This is a genomic window from Pelomonas parva, from assembly GCF_043555835.1.
GTDB lineage: Bacteria > Pseudomonadota > Gammaproteobacteria > Burkholderiales > Burkholderiaceae_C > Pelomonas > Pelomonas parva.
Window position 1 is genome coordinate 722,965 of the sequence record NZ_JBIGHV010000002.1, and the last position, 16,073, is coordinate 739,037.

Sequence of the window (16,073 nt, forward strand, 5' to 3'; positions counted from 1 at the left end):
CGGTCCCCCAAGGGGACGGCTTGGGAGCGGCCCGGCGCTCGGCCCGACGGCATCGACAACTAAGGAGCCCACCATGGCCCAACTCACCCCTCACTCCTCCGCCTGGCGCGAGCCCATGGTCTGGCTCGTCGTGTCGGGCCCGGTGGCGGTCATCCTCGCCAGCATCGTCACGGTGACGCTGGCCATCCGCCACCCCGACCCGCCGCTGGTGACGCGTGCGACGACCGATGCCGCGCCCGCCCAGGCCGCGCGCAACCATGCCGCTACCGGCGTGGTGCCTGGAGCCAAGCCGTGACCGGCGCACCGGGGCCGTCGCGCATCGCTCGCTATGCGATGGCGGTGGCCTGGTCGTCCTTCCTCGCGGCCGGCGTGCTGGAGGCGATGGTGTTCGCCGTTGTCGACCCGCACGAACTGCGCTGGTTCGGCGGCGCGCCGGTGGAGCTGTCGGCGCAGGCTGTCTACACGCTCAGCTTCCTGATTTTCTGGGGCGTCATCGCCCTGGGCGCCAGCCTGGCGCTGCTGCTCGTCAACCTGCCGGCGGACGAGCCGAAGCCGCAGCGGCGCTCGCCGGGCTGGCCGCGCTGATGCCACCCGCCACCACGCGCGCATGGCGGTCGTGCGTCCAGTAGGCCCAGGCCCAGTCCACCAGCACGACGAAGCGGTTGCGAAAGCCGATCAGGAACCAGACGTGCGCAAACAGCCAGAACAGCCACGCGAAATAGCCTGAGAAGCGCAGTGGCCCGGCCGGTGTGTCGAGGTCGACGACCGCGCTGTTGCGGCCGATGGTGGCGAGGTTGCCGTAGTCGGCGTAGCGGAAGGCCTGCGTCGCCTCGCCGCGCAGCCGGCGCTGGATGTTGGCGGCGGCATAACGACCCATCTGCTTGGCGCCCGGTGACACGCCCGGCACGGGCCTGGGCTCGCGGCCCGGCACATGGCTGTGCGCGGCGGCCAAGTCGCCGATGACCTGGATGTTCGGGTGGCCCTGCAGGCTCAGGTCCGGCTCGACGACGACACGGCCGGCGCGGTCCAGCGTGCAGCCGGTGGCCTGGGCCAGCGTGCGGCCCAACGGCGACGCGGCCACGCCCGCCGCCCAGACGATGCAGCGGCTCAGCAGCCGCTCGTGGCCGGCGGCCGACGTGATGTCCAACCCCTCGGCGTCGATGCCGGTCACGCGGGCCGCCAGCTTCACCTCCACGCCCAGCGCCGTCAGCTGCTCGCGGGCGCGCTCGCACAGGCGCTCGGGCATGGACTGCAGTACGCGCGCGCCGCCTTCCACCAGCAGCACGCGTGCCTGGCGCGGGTCGATCCGGCGGAACTCGCCCGGCAGCGTGTGGCGGGCGATCTCGGCGAAGGTGCCGGCCAGCTCGACGCCGGTCGGCCCGCCGCCCACGACGACGAACTGCAGCAGCGCCGCACGCCTGGCCGGGTCGTCCTCACGCTCGGCCGCCTCGAAGGCCATCAGCACGCGCCTGCGGATCTCGAAGGCGTCGTCCAGTGTCTTCAACCCCGGCGCGAACGGCGCCCAGTCGTCGCGGCCGAAGTAGCTGTGCGTGGCGCCGGCGGCGACGATGAGATGGTCCCAGTGCAGCGTGGCGCCGTCCTTCAGCGCGACCGTGCGCGCCTGCGGATCGATGGCAACCACCTCACCGAGCAAGGTCGTCACGTTGCGCTGGCGCCGGAACAGGTGGCGTATCGGCGCGGCGATGGAAGGTGCCGACAAACCGGCGGTCGCCACCTGGTAGAGCAGCGGCTGGAACAGGTGGTGGTTGGTCTTGTCGACGAGGGTGATGTCGACATCGGCCGAGCGCAGGGCTCGCGCCGCCTCCAGGCCGCCAAAACCGCAGCCGATGATCAGGACTTGGGGACGCATGAATCCCATCCTACGCCCGGTTTTGTGCGGCGCAGCATGAGGGCCGGTGTCGTCTAGCAGCGGCTGTTGTTGACCAGCGCCTGCAGCCCGGCCTGGTTCAGGATGCGCAGCTGCCGCTGCTTCACCTCCAGCAGCCCGTCATCCTGGAACTTGGAGAAGGTGCGGCTGACGGTCTCCAGCTTCAGCCCGAGGTAGCTGCCGATCTCCTCGCGTGTCATGCGCAGCACCAGGGCGGACGGCGAGAAGCCGCGTGCCTGCAGACGTTGCGTCAGGTTCAGCAGGAAGGCGGCCAGCCGCTCCTCCGCGCGCATATTGCCCAGCAGCAGCATGACGCCATGGTCGCGCACGATCTCGCGGCTCATGATCTTGTGGAAGGAGTGCTGCAGCGACGTGAACTCGCGCGACAGGTCTTCGAGCTGGCTGTAGGCGATGACGCAGACGGACGAGTCCTCCAGCGCGACGGCGTCGCAGTGGTGGCGGTCGCTGCTGATGCCGTCCAGCCCGAGCAGCTCGCCGGCCATCTGGAAGCCGGTCACCTGGTCGCGGCCGTCCTCGCTGCCGACGCAGGTCTTGAAGAAGCCCGTGCGCACGGCATACAGCGCCTCGAAGCGCTCGCCGTTGCGGAACAGGTGCTCGCCACGCGTCACGCTGCGGCGGTTGCTGACCAGGCCGTCGAGCCGGTCGATCTCGCCCGCGTTCAAGCCGACCGGCAGGCACAGCTCGCGCAGGTTGCAACTGGCGCAGGCGACCTTGAGCGGTTCGATGGCGGGTGCGGCGGCCAAGTCAGAGTTTGTCGGCACGGGCATCGCGCGGGGCAGGGTGGTCAGCATGAACGGCATTCTTTGCCAGAGGACGCGCAGCGGCCTTGACGTGGATCAAGGCCCGGCGGTGCCTGTCTCGGCACAGTGGCGGCATGGCTGCCGTCACCGACCGTACTCTCGACACCGACCTCCTGCGCCGTCACGACGTGGCAGGCCCGCGCTACACGTCCTACCCCACGGCCGACCGCTTCGTCGAGGCCCACCAGGGCGCCCAGCACCTGCAGGCGCTGCGCCAGCGCGGCACGGCGCAGCCGCTGTCGGTCTATGTGCACATCCCGTTCTGCGAGCAGCTCTGCTACTACTGCGCCTGCAACAAGATCATCACCAAGCACCATGAACGCGCCGCGCCCTACCTGGCCGCGCTGAACGTGGAGATGGACCTGGTCGCCGAAGCCGTGGGTGGCCTTGCGCCGGTGTCGCAGCTGCACCTGGGCGGCGGCTCGCCAACCTTCCTGTCCGACGCCGAGCTGAGCACGCTGATGGACGCGCTGCGCCGCCGCTTCAAGCTGCTGCCGGGCGCCGAGCTGTCCATCGAGGTTGACCCGCGCACCGTCGACCTGCATCGCCTGGCCCATCTGCGGCTGCTGGGCTTCAACCGCCTGTCCTTCGGCGTGCAGGACTTCGATGCCGCCGTGCAGAAGGCCGTGCACCGCGTGCAGCCTTTTGCGCAGGTGGCCGCGCTGATGCAGAGCGCCCGCGAGCTGGGCTTCGCGTCCACCAACGTCGACCTGATCTACGGCCTGCCGCTGCAGACGCCGGCCAGCTTCGCCCGCACCATCGCGCAAGTCGCCGAGCTGCGGCCGGACCGCATCGCGATGTATGCCTACGCCCACCTGCCGCAGCGCTTCAAGCCGCAGCGGCGCATCGTCGCCGAGTTGCTGCCGCCGGCCGGCGACAAGCTGGCCATGCTGTCCGGCGCCATCAGCGCGCTGCTGGGCGAGGGCTACACCTACATCGGCATGGACCACTTCGCGCTGCCTGACGACCCGCTCGCCGTGGCCAAGCGGCAAGGCCTGCTGCACCGCGGCTTCCAGGGCTACTCGACGCAGCCGGACTGCGACCTCGTGGGCCTGGGCGTGTCGTCCATCAGCCGCGTGGGCGCCACCTATGCGCAGAACGCCAAGACGCTGGACGAGTACGAGGACGCGCTGCACCAGCGCCAACTGCCCGTGCAACGCGGCCTGGCGCTGACCCGCGACGACCTGCTGCGCCGCGCGGTCATCATGGCGCTGATGTGCCAGGGCCGTGTCGAGTTCGAGTCCATCGCGGCGTCGTATCTCGTCGATGTGCCGAGCTACTTCGCGCCGGAGCTGTTGCGGCTGACGCAGCTGGCTGCGCAAGGCCTGGTCGTGCTGGAGCCGGGCGCCATCCAGGTCACGCCGCTGGGCTGGTACTTCGTGCGCGCCGTGGCCCTGGTGTTCGACCGCTACCTGCAGGCCGACGCCAGCCGCGAGCGCTTCTCCAAGATCATTTGATGGCACTCGACGCGGCACTGATCGTGTCCGCCACGCTGATGGGCCTGGCCGGCATGCCGCATTGCGCGGCCATGTGCAGCGCGCCCTGTGCGCTGGCCGGCGGCAAGCGGCCGGTCGGCCTGCTGGCGGGGCGGCTGCTGGGCTACACGGCCGGCGGCGTGGTGGCGGCGGCTTCCGCCGAGGCGCTGGCGCGTGTGTCGCAGAACGTGACGCTGCTGCAGCCCGCCTGGGCGCTGCTGCAGGCGGCGCTGCTACTGTTCGGCCTGACGCTGCTGGCGCGCGGCCGCGTGCCGGCCTGGCTGGGCGCGGTCAGCTGGCGGCCACAACCCCGTCATGCCTTCGCCACCGGCATGGCCTGGGTGGCGATGCCTTGCGGCCTGCTGCATGCGGCGCTGTTGCTGGCCGGCCTGTCCGGCTCGCCGCTGAGCGGCGGCGCGGCCATGGCCGGCTTTGCGCTGGCCAGCACGCCGGGCCTCGTCATCGCGCCGCTGTGGCGGGCGCGGCTGCTCAGGCGCGGTGCGGGCGGCGACGTGCTGGCGCTGCGCCTGGCCGGCCTGGCGCTGGCGCTGGGCGCGGCCTGGGGGCTGGGGCATGGCGTCTGGGAGCGGCTGCTGCTGGCCTGCTGAGGCGCCCTAAACTCGCCGGGTCACGACCATTCCGCGCTCCCGTTCGCAGAGCCAGCAGCCATGTCCCACATCCAGGTGCCCGAAGGCGGCCAGAAGATCACCGTCAACGCCGACTTCTCGCTGAACGTCCCCGACCAGCCCATCATCCCCTTCATCGAAGGCGACGGTGTTGGCCTGGACGTGACGCCCGTGATGCTGAAGGTGGTCGATGCGGCGGTCGCCAAGGCCTACGGCGGCGCTCGCCAGATCCACTGGATGGAGGTCTACGCCGGCGAAAAGAGCACCCGCCTCTACGGCGCCGACACCTGGCTGCCCGCCGAGACGGTCCAGGCCGCGCGCGATTACCTCGTCTCCATCAAGGGCCCGCTGACCACGCCGGTGGGCGGTGGCATCCGGTCGTTGAACGTCACGCTGCGCCAGGAGCTGGACCTCTACGTCTGCCTGCGCCCGGTGCGCTACTTCGACGGCGTGCCCAGCCCGGTGAAGGAGCCCCGCAAGGTCGACATGGTCATCTTCCGCGAGAACTCGGAGGACATCTACGCCGGCATCGAGTACGAGGCCGGCAGCGACAACGCGAAGAAGCTGATCGCCTTCCTGCGCGACGAGTTGGGTGCCAAGAAGCTGCGCTTCCCCGAGACCTCGGCGCTTGGCATCAAGCCGGTCAGCCGCGAAGGCACCGAGCGCCTGGTGCGCAAGGCCATCCAGTACGCCATCGACCACAACAAGCCCAGCGTGACCCTCGTGCACAAGGGCAACATCATGAAGTTCACGGAAGGCGCCTTCCGTGACTGGGGCTATGCGCTGGCGCAGAAGGAATTCGGCGCCGAGCCCATCGACGGCGGCCCGTGGTGCCGGCTGAAGAACCCGAAGACGGGCAAGCTCATCACCATCAAGGACGTCATCGCCGACGCCTTCCTGCAGCAGATCATCCTGCGCCCGGCCGAGTACAGCGTCATCGCCACGCTGAACCTGAACGGCGACTACATCTCCGACGCGCTGGCCGCGCAGGTCGGCGGCATCGGCATCGCGCCGGGCGCCAACATGAGCGACTCGGTCGTCATGTTCGAGGCCACCCACGGCACAGCGCCCAAGTACGCCGGCAAGGACTATGTGAACCCAGGCTCCTCCATCCTGTCGGCCGAGATGATGCTGCGCCACATGGGCTGGAAGGAAGCGGCCGACCTCATCATCAGCGCGATGGAGAAGGCGGTGCTGAGCAAGAAGGTCACCTACGACTTCGCGCGCTTGATGGACGGCGCGACGCAGGTGTCGTGCTCGGGGTTCGGCCAGGTGTTGATCGACAACATGGAGTGAGGTGTCGCCGGCCGCGCGCCGGTTCTGGCACGCGCCTCATTCGTTTTCGTCCTGCTTCTTCGCGCCGAACGGATACGCCGTGCCGGCCTTGCCCTTGGGCGGAATCTTGAGCGACAGGACCATCGTCACGGCCAGCGTGACCGCGGTGAAGCCGAGCGAGAAGGCCACCGGGATCTTGTAGACGTCGATCAGCAGCATCTTGGCGCCGATGAACACGAGGACGATGGCCAGGCCATAGCTGAGCAGGTGGAAACGCTCGTGCATGTTGGCGAGCAGGAAATACATCGCGCGCAGGCCAAGGATGGCGAACACGTTGGACGTGAGCACGATGAAGGGGTCGGTCGTGATGGCGAAGATGGCCGGGATGGAGTCGACGGCGAAGACGACGTCGACGATGCCGATGAGCAGGATCACCACCAGCAAGGGCGTGGCCATCCTGACGCCATTGCTCATGGTGAAGAACTTCTCGCCGTCGTAGTCCGGCGCGATCTTGAAGCGGCCGCGAATCCACTTCAGCGCCGGGTTGTTGTCCAAGTCGGGCTCCTGCCCGGCGGCCCACCACATCTTGATGCCGGTGAAGAGCAGGAAGGCGCCGAACACGTAGAGGACCCAGTGGAACTGCGCGATCAGCCAGGCGCCCACCAGGATCATGGCCGCGCGCAGCACCAGCGCGCCCAGGATGCCGATCATCAGCACGCGCTTCTGGAACTCGGCCGGCACCGCGAAGTAGGTGAACAACATCAGGAACACGAAGATGTTGTCGACCGCGAGCGCCTTCTCGATCAGGTAGCCGGTCAGGAACTCCAGGGCCTTGGCATTCGCGAGCACGCGTGCGGCCTCGTCCGTGCCGGTGCCGCCGAGGTACCACCACAGCCAGCCCATGAACACGAAGGACACGCCGACCCAGACGAGCGACCAGACGGCGGCCTCGCGCGTCGTGACGCGGTGCGCACCCTGCTTGCTCATCGCAAAGAAGTCGACCAGCAGCGCGACCAGCACGAATGCCGCGAACAGGGACCACATGAGTGGAGAGCCGATGGATTGCATGTCCGTTCCCTAAGTGAGTTTCAGGAAAGCTGTGGGTGGGCTGAAGAACGACGGAAGCGTTGGGAATCTCCCTCGCTTGGGAGCACGCAATGTGGCCGCCCCGGCGCATCTGATGAAGCAGCTTTTCGAGAACGTGGACATCGGAAAAACCTGTGCATCGAGCGGGGCGGCAGCGCGGCTTTGCCGCTGTGCCAACATGAGCGACGCGTCGTGATGTTCGCCGCACAGCACCACTGAAGGAGCAGTCATGGACCTCGACCCCCAAGGCCTTGCCACCCGTCGCGCGGTGCTTGGCGATGCCTACGTTGACAGCGCGCTGGCCAGGGTCACGCCGTTCACCGAGCCGCTGCAGGAACTGGTCACTCGCCATGCCTGGGGCAACACCTGGCAGCGCCTGGGCCTGGACCTGCGCACGCGCAGCATCGTCACGGTGTCCATGCTCGTGGCGCTGGGGCGCATGCACGAGTTGAAGACCCATGTGCGGGGCGCGCTGAACAACGGCGTGACGGTGGAAGAGCTGCAGGAGATCTTCCTGCATGCCAGCGTCTACTGCGGTTTCCCGGCGGCGGTGGACGCTTTCCGTGCTGCCGCAGAGGTGGTCGACGCCCCACCATGAAAAACGCCGCTGGCAGGGGCTGCGCAGCGGCGTGATCAACGGGGCCAGGCCCCGTCATGAAGTGACGATCAGCTCGCCAGCGACTCCAGCGCCGCATTGAACGTCGCGCTCGGACGCATCACCTTGTCCAGCTTGGCCACATCCGGCAGGAAGTAGCCGCCGATGTCGGCCGGCTTGCCCTGGACTTCCTTCAGCTCGGCCGCAATCTTGGCCTCGTTGGCCGTCAGCGTGTCCGCCAGCGATTTGAAGCGCGCGGCCAGCTCGGCGTCTTCGGTCTGCTCGGCCAGCGCCTGCGCCCAGAACAGCGTCAGGTAGAAGTGGCTGCCGCGGTTGTCGATCTCGCCGGTCTTGGCGCTGGGGCCCTTGCCTTTGTCCAGCAGCTCGCCCGTGGCCTTGTCCAGCGCCTTCGCGAGCACCTTGGCCTTGGCGTTGCCGGTCTTGATGCCCACATCCTCCAGGCTCACGGCCAGCGCCAGGAACTCGCCCAGCGAATCCCAGCGCAGGTGGTTCTCTTCCACCAGCTGCTGCACATGCTTGGGCGCCGAGCCGCCGGCGCCCGTCTCGTACATGCCGCCGCCGGCCATCAGCGGCACGATGGACAGCATCTTGGCCGAGGTGCCCAGTTCCATGATGGGGAAGAGGTCGGTCAGGTAGTCGCGCAGGATGTTGCCGGTGGCGCTGATGGTGTCCAGGCCGCGGATGACGCGCTCCAGCGTGTAACGCATGGCGCGCACCTGGCTCATGATCTGGATGTCCAGGCCCGAGGTGTTGTGCTCGTGCAGGTACATCTTGACCTTGGTGATCAGCTGCGCCTCGTGCGGGCGGTACTGGTCCAGCCAGAACACCACCGGCATGCCGGAGTTGCGGGCGCGTGTGACGGCCAGCTTGACCCAGTCGCGGATGGCGGCGTCCTTGCACTGGCACATGCGCCAGATGTCGCCCTGCTCGACGTTCTGGCTCATCAGCACTTCGCCGGTGGCCAGGTCGGTGATGTTGGCCACGCCGTCCTCGGGGATCTCGAAGGTCTTGTCGTGCGAGCCGTATTCCTCGGCCTGCTGGGCCATCAGGCCGACGTTGGGCACGGTGCCCATCGTGCGCGGGTCGAAGGCGCCGTGCCATTTGCAGAAGTTGATGATCTCCTGGTAGATGCGGGCGAAGGTCGACTCGGGCATCACGGCCTTGACGTCCTTCAGGCGTCCGTCGGCACCGTACATCTTGCCGCCGCTGCGGATCATGGCGGGCATGGACGCGTCCACGATCACGTCGTTGGGCGAATGGAAGTTGGTGATGCCCTTGGCCGAGTCCACCATGGCCAGCTCGGGGCGGTGCTCGTGGCAGGCGTGCAGGTCGCGCTTGATCTCGTCCTGCTTGCTTTGCGGCAGCGTGGCGATCTTGGTGTACAGGTCCACCATGCCGTTGTTGACGTTGACGCCCAGCTCGTCGAACAGCTTGGCGTGCTTCTCGAAGGCGTCGCGGTAGAAGATGCGCACGCAGTGGCCGAAAACGATGGGGTGGGACACCTTCATCATCGTGGCCTTGACGTGCAGCGAGAACATCACGCCGGTCTTGTGCGCGTCCTCGATCTCCTTTTCGTAGAAGTCCAGCAGCGCCTTCTTGCTCATGAACATCGAGTCCACCACCTCGCGGTCCAGCAGCGAGACCTTGGGCTTGAGCACGATGGCCTTGCCGCTCTTGGTGATCAGTTCCATCTTCACGTCGCGGGCGCGATCCATGGTCATGGACTTTTCACCGTGATAGAAGTCGCCGTCGTGCATGTGCGAGACGTGCGAGCGGGAGGCCTGGCTCCACTCGTCCATGCGATGCGGGTTCTTGCGGGCGTATTCCTTGACGGCCTTGGGCGCGCGGCGGTCGGAGTTGCCTTCGCGCAGCACCGGGTTCACGGCCGAGCCGATGCACTTGTTGTAGCGGGCGCGGATGTCCTTCTGCTCGTCCGTCTCCGGCTTCTCGGGGTAGTCCGGAATCGCGTAGCCCTTGTCCTGCAGTTCCTTGATCGCGGCCTTCAACTGCGACACCGAGGCGCTGATGTTGGGCAGCTTGATGATGTTGGCTTCCGGCTTGAGCGTCAGCTTGCCCAGGGCGGCGAGGTTGTCGGGAGCGCGCTGCTCTTCGGTCAGCAGCTCCGGGAACTGGCCCAGCACGCGGCCGGCCACCGAGATGTCGCTGGAGACGACGTCGATCCCGGCCTGCGCAGCAAAGCGCTGCACGACCGGCAGCAGCGAGGCGGTGGCCAGGCGGGGGGCCTCATCGGTCAGGGTGTAAACGATCTGGGTCTTTTCGGCGGTCATGAAGCGGTTCCGGTGAGTGAGGAATCCCTACGGGCAAGGCATGAACTCTAGCAAGCCGGGCCGCGCGATTGCACTGCTGCTGCCTTGCCGGCGCTTCTTTGGCCGTCTATCCGGGCTTCGGCGGGGGCATGGCTGGCGGGCGCCCAAAGGTCAAAAGCCCCGTGGCACGGGGCCAAGGGGCTTGTGTCGTCTGCGGGGTGGCTCAGGACGTGAGCGTCGGCTGCTGCTGCTGCTCGGCTGCCAGGGCGGCGGCGGCTTCCATCGGCGTGATGTTCTGAGCGAGCTGGCCTTTCGGGCCTTGCACGAGGTCGAACTGCACCTGCGAACCCTGCTTCAGCGTGCGAAAGCCTTCCATCTGGATCGCCGAAAAATGGGCGAAGACATCGTCGCCGCCGGCTTCAGGTTCGATGAAACCAAAGCCCTTGGCATCGTTGAACCACTTGACTTTGCCCAGTGCCATCATCTTGTCTCCGTTCTTTTTTGCGCCTACTGCGGAAGGCGGACGCGATTCTGGTGACGTGAACAAGGGCGTCAATTCGGGACCTTCCCGGCCGGGTTCACCCTTGGGCGCCGTGCTGGCTTGCATTTCCGCCCAACGGCTCCAACTGCACGCAGTCACGGGGTTTGCTCATCTGCCCGAGGGAAATACCCCCGTCGATAGAATCCCCGCATGCCTGTGCTCCCCGTTTTTTCACCGCGAAACCAGTCGGCTCCGCCCCCGCCCGCTCCTCCTTTGAGGCCGGGTAAGGACGAAGGCGATGGCGCGGTCGTCGTCGAGCGCCAGACGCAGAAAACCGAGCCGCCACGGCTCTACCAGGTTCTGCTGCTGAACGACGATTTCACGCCAATGGAGTTTGTAGTCATGGTTCTGCAGGAATTTTTCCGGCATGACCTCGATACGGCGACGCAGATCATGCTCAAAATCCACCACGAGGGTCGCGGGGTTTGCGGTGTCTTCACCAAGGACGTCGCCGCGACCAAGGTGGAGTTGGTACTGGCCGCCTCCCGGCGTGCCGGCCACCCCCTGCAGTGCATTATGGAGGCCGCATGATTGCGCAAGAACTTGAAGTCAGTTTGCACATGGCGTTCGTCGAGGCGCGCCAGCAGCGGCACGAATTCATCACCGTCGAGCACCTGCTGCTCGCGCTGCTGGACAACCCCAGCGCCGCCGAGGTGCTGCGCGCCTGCGCGGCCAACCTGGACGATCTGCGCAAGAGCCTGACGCAGTTCATCAAGGAAAACACGCCCATGGTGGGCGGCAGCGACGAGGTGGACACCCAGCCCACGCTCGGCTTCCAGCGCGTCATCCAGCGCGCCATCATGCATGTGCAGAGCACGGGCAGTGGCAAGAAGGAAGTGACCGGCGCCAACGTGCTGGTGGCCATCTTCGGCGAGAAGGATTCGCACGCCGTCTACTACCTGCACCAGCAGGGCGTCACGCGCCTGGACGTCGTCAACTTCATCGCCCACGGCATCAAGAAGACCGACCCCGAGCCGCCCAAGGCGCCCGAAGGCCAGCAGCAGGGCCAGGAAGGTGAGCGCGAGGAAGCCGAGGGCGCCAGCGCCAAGGCCTCGCCGCTGGAGCAGTTCACGCAGAACCTGAACCAGCTCGCCAAGGACGGCAAGATCGACCCGCTGATCGGCCGCGAGGCCGAGGTCGAGCGCGTGGTGCAGGTGCTGTGCCGTCGGCGCAAGAACAACCCGCTGCTGGTGGGTGAGGCAGGCGTCGGCAAGACAGCTATCGCCGAGGGTCTTGCTTGGCGCATCACGGAGGGCGAGGTGCCCGAGGTGCTGGCGGACTCTGTCGTCTACTCGCTCGACATGGGCGCACTGCTGGCCGGCACCAAGTACCGCGGCGACTTCGAGCAGCGCCTGAAGGCGGTGCTGAAGTCCCTGAAGGACCAGCCCAACGCGGTGCTGTTCATCGACGAGATCCACACGCTGATCGGCGCCGGTGCGGCCTCGGGCGGCACGCTGGATGCGAGCAACCTGTTGAAGCCCGCGCTGTCCAGCGGCCAGATGAAGTGCATCGGCGCGACCACCTTCACCGAGTACCGCGGCATCTTCGAGAAGGACGCGGCGCTGTCGCGGCGCTTCCAGAAGATCGACGTGCCCGAGCCGTCGGTCGAGCAGACCATCGAGATCCTGAAGGGGCTGAAGAGCCGCTTCGAGGAGCACCACTCGGTCAAGTACGCCCTGGGCGCGCTGCAGGCCGCGGCCGAGTTGTCGGCCAAGTACATCAACGACCGCCACCTGCCCGACAAGGCCATCGACGTCATCGACGAAGCTGGCGCCGCGCAGCGCATCCTGCCCAAGAGCAAGCAGAAGAAGACCATCACGCGCGTCGAGGTGGAAGACATCGTCGCCAAGATCGCGCGCATCCCGCCCGCGTCCGTCAACAGCGACGACCGCAGCAAGCTCAAGACGCTGGACCGCGACCTGAAGAGCGTCGTGTTCGGGCAAGACCCGGCCGTCGACGCGCTGGCCGCCGCCATCAAGATGGCGCGCTCAGGCCTGGGCCGGCCCGAGAAGCCGGTGGGCAGCTTCCTGTTCAGTGGCCCCACGGGCGTCGGCAAGACCGAAGTGGCCAAGCAGCTCGCCTACATCCTGGGCATCGAGCTGATCCGCTTCGACATGTCCGAGTACATGGAGCGCCACGCCGTGAGCCGCCTGATCGGTGCGCCTCCGGGCTATGTGGGCTTTGACCAGGGCGGCCTGCTGACCGAAGCCGTCACGAAGAAGCCGCACTCGGTGCTGCTGCTCGACGAGATCGAGAAGGCCCACCCGGACGTCTTCAATGTGCTGCTGCAGGTCATGGACCACGGCACGCTGACCGACAACAACGGGCGCAAGGCCGACTTCCGCAACGTCATCATCATCATGACGACGAATGCGGGCGCCGAGGCGCTGAACAAGGCCACCATCGGTTTCACCAACTCGCGTCAGCAGGGCGACGAGATGGCCGACATCAAGCGCCTGTTCACGCCCGAGTTCCGCAACCGGCTGGACGCCATCGTGTCCTTCCGCGCGCTGGACGAGGAAATCATCCTGCGCGTGGTCGACAAGTTCCTGCTGCAGCTCGAAAGCCAGCTGCAGGAGAAGAAGGTCGAGGTCAGCTTCTCGGACGCGCTGCGCAAGCAGCTCGCCAGGAAGGGGTTCGATCCGCTGATGGGTGCGCGGCCTATGCAGCGCCTGATCCAAGACACCATCCGCCGCGCGCTGGCCGACGAGCTGCTTTTCGGCAAGCTGGTCGACGGTGGCCGTCTCAGCGTGGACGTGGACGACAAGGGCGAGACGGTGCTGGACATCCAGCCCACGCCGCCCAAGCCGGCCCGGGACAACAAGCCCAAGGCGGAGCCCGCTACCGCCGCCTGAGCCTGAGGGCATTGAACGGGAAGGGACGCTTCGGCGTCCCTTTTGTCCTTTAAGGTGCCGGGTCTTGCCCGAAGAAGCCGGCGAGCAGCGCGTACATCGCCGGCTCCTCGGCGCGCATGGCGGCCGGGGCGACGAAAAAGGCCTCGACGGCCACGGCGAAGAATTCCTCCACGGCCTCGCCGCCGTAGGGGTCGATCAGCGTGGCCTCGCCGGCGTCGATGCGCTTGCAGAAGCCCTCCCACTCGGCGTCGATGACGCTGATCCAACGTTCGCGCGCATCCGGGTCCAGCGGCGGCACGCCATCGGCCAGGCCGTCGCGCATGTCGATGACGTGGGCGAACTCATGGATGACGACGTTGAATACCGCATCCGCGCCGAACTCGGCCGGGTCGTCGCTGACGGCGACCGCGTTCCAGGCCAGCATCAGTGGGCCGCCTTCCATGGCCTCGCCGGCCAGCTCCTCGTCGTACTCGTGGACGACGCCGTCCTCGTCCTGGTAGGTGCGCTGTGCCACGACCTCGCCCGCGTGCATGACGATGCCGACAAAGCTGTCGTACCAGGAGAGGCCGAGGCGCAGCACCGGCAGGCAGGCCTGCGCCGCGACGGCGACGGCGACCTCGTCGGTCACCTCGAAGCCATCGACGCCATGGAACTCCTTGCTTGCCAGGAAGAGACTGCTGAGGCGCCGCAGCTCGACGAGGTCGTCCACGCTGCGTTGGGCCAGGAAGGGGTAGCGCAGCAGCGTCAACTGCCACAGCGCATCGGGAATGGCGTGGCGCTCCACGGCGCGCTGTTCGCGCCAACTGCGTAAGGCTTTCAGGATCACAGCGGGAGGCGCTGCAGGCCGGCGGCGGACAGGCGGATCACGTCGCCGCGCAGTGGCGTGGCGTCCAGGTCCCAGTCCGATAGCACGACGCGCTGGAGGCCGCCATCGAGGTCATGCGCGGCGGGGCGGTGCGTGTGGCCGTGGATCATTGTTTTTGCGTCCGCCTCGTTCAGCAACGCACGGCAGGCGTCGGCATCAAGGTCGGTCGACATCAGCTGCGCCGCCTGGGACGCGCGGCTCTGTGCTCGCGCCTGGCGTCCAAAGGCCTGGCGGTCCGCCAGGGGCTTGGCGAGGAAGTCGGCTTGCCAGGCGGCGGAGCGGCTGGTTGAGCGCCAGACCTGATAGGCCGCGTCGTTCAGGCATTGCGCGTCGCCATGCGCGAGCAGCCAGCGCTGGCCGAAGGCGGCCAGCACGGTGGGGTCGGGCAGGGCGATCATGCCGGTCGCCGCCAGCAGTTCGGTGCCGACGAGGAAGTCGCGATTGCCGTGCATGAAGAAGAGGTCGAGCCGCTGCGACACGTCGCGCAGCAGTCGCACGATGCCAGCCTCGAACGGCTCGTCGCGTGCGTCATCGCCGACCCACACCTCGAAGATGTCGCCGAGCAGCAGCACCGCTTGCGCGGGCGTCTCGGCGAGGTGGCGCTCAAGCCGTGCGACCGTCGCCGGCGTGTCCGGCCCAAGGTGCAGGTCGGACAGCAGGTCGACCTGCTGCCACTGCGCCGGGGCCGTCAGCGTGTGGATCAAACTTCGACGGCTTTTTCGATGATGACGTCTTCGACCGGCACATCGCCGTGGCCGCTCTTCGTGGCGGTCTTGACCTTCTCGATCTTGTCGACCACGTCCTGGCCTTCGATGACCTTGCCGAAGACTGCATAGCCCCAGCCGGACGGGCTCTCGGACTTGAAGTCCAGGAAGCCGTTGTTGGTCGTGTTGATGAAGAACTGCGCCGTGGCCGAGTGCGGTGCGTTGGTACGCGCCATGGCCAGCGTGTAATGGGCGTTCTTCAGGCCGTTGTTAGCCTCGTTCTGGATCTGCGCGTCGGTCGCCTTCTGCTTCATGCCGACTTCAAAGCCGCCGCCCTGGATCATGAAGCCCTTGATGACGCGGTGGAAGACCGTGCCGTCGTAGTGGCCCTTGCGGACGTAGCTGAGGAAGTTGGCGACCGACAGCGGTGCCTTGTCGGCGTCCAGCTCGATGAGGATGTCGCCGTGGTTGGTGGTGAGTTTGACTTGGCTCATTTTTTTGCAGGCTCGATGACGGCCTTGGTGATGAAGATGGGTTTGATGGGCAGGTTTTCGTGGACGCTCCTGGCCGTCGTTTCGACGGCGCGGATCTTGTCCACGACATCCATGCCTTCGACGACCTGGCCGAAGACCGCATAGCCGGTGCCGTTGCGGCCGACGCTGGCGTCGAGGCTGAAGGCGTTGTCGACGACGTTGATGAAGAACTGCGACGTTGCCGAGTTCGGGTCATTGGTGCGCGCCATCGCGACGCTGCCGCGCAGGTTGGACAGTCCGTTGCCCGACTCCAGCGGAATGGGCGGTTTGGTCGGGCGCTGGTTCAGCTTGGCGTCGTAGCCGCCGGTCTGGATCATGAAGCCGGGGATGACGCGGTGGAAGATGACGCCGTTGTAGTGGCCAGCCTTCACGTACTGCACGAAGTTGGCGACCGTCTTGGGCGCCTTCTCTGCATTGAGTTCGATGCGGATGTCGCCCTCGGTGGTCTGCAGTTTGACGGTCTGAGCCGAGGCGCTGGCGGCGGCCAGCAAGGCGGCGAGGAACAGGGCGGTCTTTGTCAT

General features: G+C 67.0%; 17 protein-coding genes. 8 read left to right on the forward strand and 9 right to left on the reverse strand.

Features of this window, described 5'->3' with window-relative positions:
• Positions 1-73: 73 nt before the first annotated feature.
• Positions 74-295, forward strand: coding sequence for a nitrogen fixation protein FixH (locus ACG00Y_RS06850; protein ID WP_394477226.1), 222 nt, complete (start codon positions 74-76; stop codon positions 293-295).
• Positions 292-585 (forward strand): hypothetical protein, encoded by a 294-nt coding sequence (locus ACG00Y_RS06855; RefSeq protein WP_394477228.1) that lies wholly within the window; start codon positions 292-294, stop codon positions 583-585. Before ACG00Y_RS06850 ends, ACG00Y_RS06855 begins: the two co-directional genes overlap by 4 nt.
• On the opposite strand, the gene ACG00Y_RS06860 is transcribed toward ACG00Y_RS06855, so the two are convergent.
• Positions 527-1,870 (reverse strand): NAD(P)/FAD-dependent oxidoreductase, encoded by a 1,344-nt coding sequence (locus tag ACG00Y_RS06860; RefSeq protein ID WP_394477230.1) that lies wholly within the window; start codon positions 1,868-1,870, stop codon positions 527-529. The two genes, ACG00Y_RS06855 and ACG00Y_RS06860, sit on opposite strands and share 59 nt — an antisense overlap.
• 53 nt (positions 1,871-1,923) lie before the next feature.
• Complete coding sequence (gene fnr / locus ACG00Y_RS06865) at positions 1,924-2,676, reverse strand: fumarate/nitrate reduction transcriptional regulator Fnr (RefSeq protein WP_394477498.1); 753 nt, start codon at positions 2,674-2,676, stop codon at positions 1,924-1,926.
• A gap of 107 nt (positions 2,677-2,783) precedes the next feature.
• On the opposite strand from fnr, the gene hemN reads away from it, so the two are divergent.
• The 3 genes from hemN to icd are packed head-to-tail and all read left to right on the forward strand — an operon-like array spanning position 2,784 to position 6,106.
• A complete protein-coding gene (gene hemN / locus ACG00Y_RS06870; protein WP_394477232.1) occupies positions 2,784-4,166 on the forward strand; it encodes an oxygen-independent coproporphyrinogen III oxidase in 1,383 nt (460 codons plus the stop codon).
• A complete protein-coding gene (locus tag ACG00Y_RS06875; protein ID WP_394477233.1) occupies positions 4,166-4,792 on the forward strand; it encodes an urease accessory protein UreH domain-containing protein in 627 nt (208 codons plus the stop codon). The genes hemN and ACG00Y_RS06875 overlap by 1 nt, the downstream gene beginning before the upstream one ends.
• Before the next feature lie 60 nt (positions 4,793-4,852).
• Positions 4,853-6,106 carry an NADP-dependent isocitrate dehydrogenase gene (icd, locus tag ACG00Y_RS06880; RefSeq protein WP_394477234.1) on the forward strand — a complete coding sequence of 418 codons (1,254 nt, stop codon included), beginning with the start codon at positions 4,853-4,855 and terminating at the stop codon, positions 6,104-6,106.
• Between the two features lie 36 nt (positions 6,107-6,142).
• On the opposite strand, the gene ACG00Y_RS06885 is transcribed toward icd, so the two are convergent.
• Positions 6,143-7,153 carry a TerC family protein gene (locus ACG00Y_RS06885; RefSeq protein ID WP_394477235.1) on the reverse strand — a complete coding sequence of 337 codons (1,011 nt, stop codon included), beginning with the start codon at positions 7,151-7,153 and terminating at the stop codon, positions 6,143-6,145.
• Between the two features lie 247 nt (positions 7,154-7,400).
• On the opposite strand from ACG00Y_RS06885, the gene ACG00Y_RS06890 reads away from it, so the two are divergent.
• The gene (locus tag ACG00Y_RS06890) at positions 7,401-7,769 is read left to right on the forward strand and encodes a carboxymuconolactone decarboxylase family protein (RefSeq protein WP_394477236.1); all 369 of its coding nucleotides are present in this window, start codon (positions 7,401-7,403) and stop codon (positions 7,767-7,769) included.
• Between the two features lie 68 nt (positions 7,770-7,837).
• Here the strand turns inward: ACG00Y_RS06890 and ACG00Y_RS06895 are convergent, their stop codons facing one another.
• Both ACG00Y_RS06895 and ACG00Y_RS06900 read right to left on the reverse strand, forming a co-directional pair.
• Positions 7,838-10,075 (reverse strand): NADP-dependent isocitrate dehydrogenase, encoded by a 2,238-nt coding sequence (locus ACG00Y_RS06895; RefSeq protein WP_394477238.1) that lies wholly within the window; start codon positions 10,073-10,075, stop codon positions 7,838-7,840.
• A 202-nt stretch (positions 10,076-10,277) separates the two neighbouring features.
• Positions 10,278-10,535, reverse strand: a complete 258-nt coding sequence (locus ACG00Y_RS06900; protein ID WP_394477500.1) for a cold shock domain-containing protein — start codon at positions 10,533-10,535, stop codon at positions 10,278-10,280.
• Positions 10,536-10,745: 210 nt separating this feature from the next.
• Here ACG00Y_RS06900 and clpS point away from each other — a divergent pair, with 210 nt between their 5' ends.
• Both clpS and clpA read left to right on the forward strand, forming a co-directional pair.
• Complete coding sequence (clpS, locus tag ACG00Y_RS06905; protein ID WP_394477240.1) at positions 10,746-11,126, forward strand: ATP-dependent Clp protease adapter ClpS; 381 nt, start codon at positions 10,746-10,748, stop codon at positions 11,124-11,126.
• Complete coding sequence (gene clpA / locus ACG00Y_RS06910) at positions 11,123-13,450, forward strand: ATP-dependent Clp protease ATP-binding subunit ClpA (protein WP_394477242.1); 2,328 nt, start codon at positions 11,123-11,125, stop codon at positions 13,448-13,450. The genes clpS and clpA overlap by 4 nt, the downstream gene beginning before the upstream one ends.
• A 49-nt stretch (positions 13,451-13,499) precedes the next feature.
• Here the strand turns inward: clpA and ACG00Y_RS06915 are convergent, their stop codons facing one another.
• From ACG00Y_RS06915 to ACG00Y_RS06930, 4 genes are read right to left on the reverse strand one after another with little or no spacing between them, the layout of a single operon-like run.
• Positions 13,500-14,273 carry a M90 family metallopeptidase gene (locus ACG00Y_RS06915; RefSeq protein WP_394477502.1) on the reverse strand — a complete coding sequence of 258 codons (774 nt, stop codon included), beginning with the start codon at positions 14,271-14,273 and terminating at the stop codon, positions 13,500-13,502.
• Positions 14,273-15,019 (reverse strand): UDP-2,3-diacylglucosamine diphosphatase, encoded by a 747-nt coding sequence (locus ACG00Y_RS06920; protein ID WP_394477243.1) that lies wholly within the window; start codon positions 15,017-15,019, stop codon positions 14,273-14,275. The genes ACG00Y_RS06915 and ACG00Y_RS06920 overlap by 1 nt, the downstream gene beginning before the upstream one ends.
• On the reverse strand, positions 15,016-15,513 hold the full coding sequence (locus tag ACG00Y_RS06925; RefSeq protein ID WP_394477245.1) for a peptidylprolyl isomerase: 498 nt from the start codon (positions 15,511-15,513) through the stop codon (positions 15,016-15,018). Before ACG00Y_RS06925 ends, ACG00Y_RS06920 begins: the two co-directional genes overlap by 4 nt.
• Complete coding sequence (locus ACG00Y_RS06930) at positions 15,510-16,073, reverse strand: peptidylprolyl isomerase (RefSeq protein WP_394477246.1); 564 nt, start codon at positions 16,071-16,073, stop codon at positions 15,510-15,512. The genes ACG00Y_RS06925 and ACG00Y_RS06930 overlap by 4 nt, the downstream gene beginning before the upstream one ends.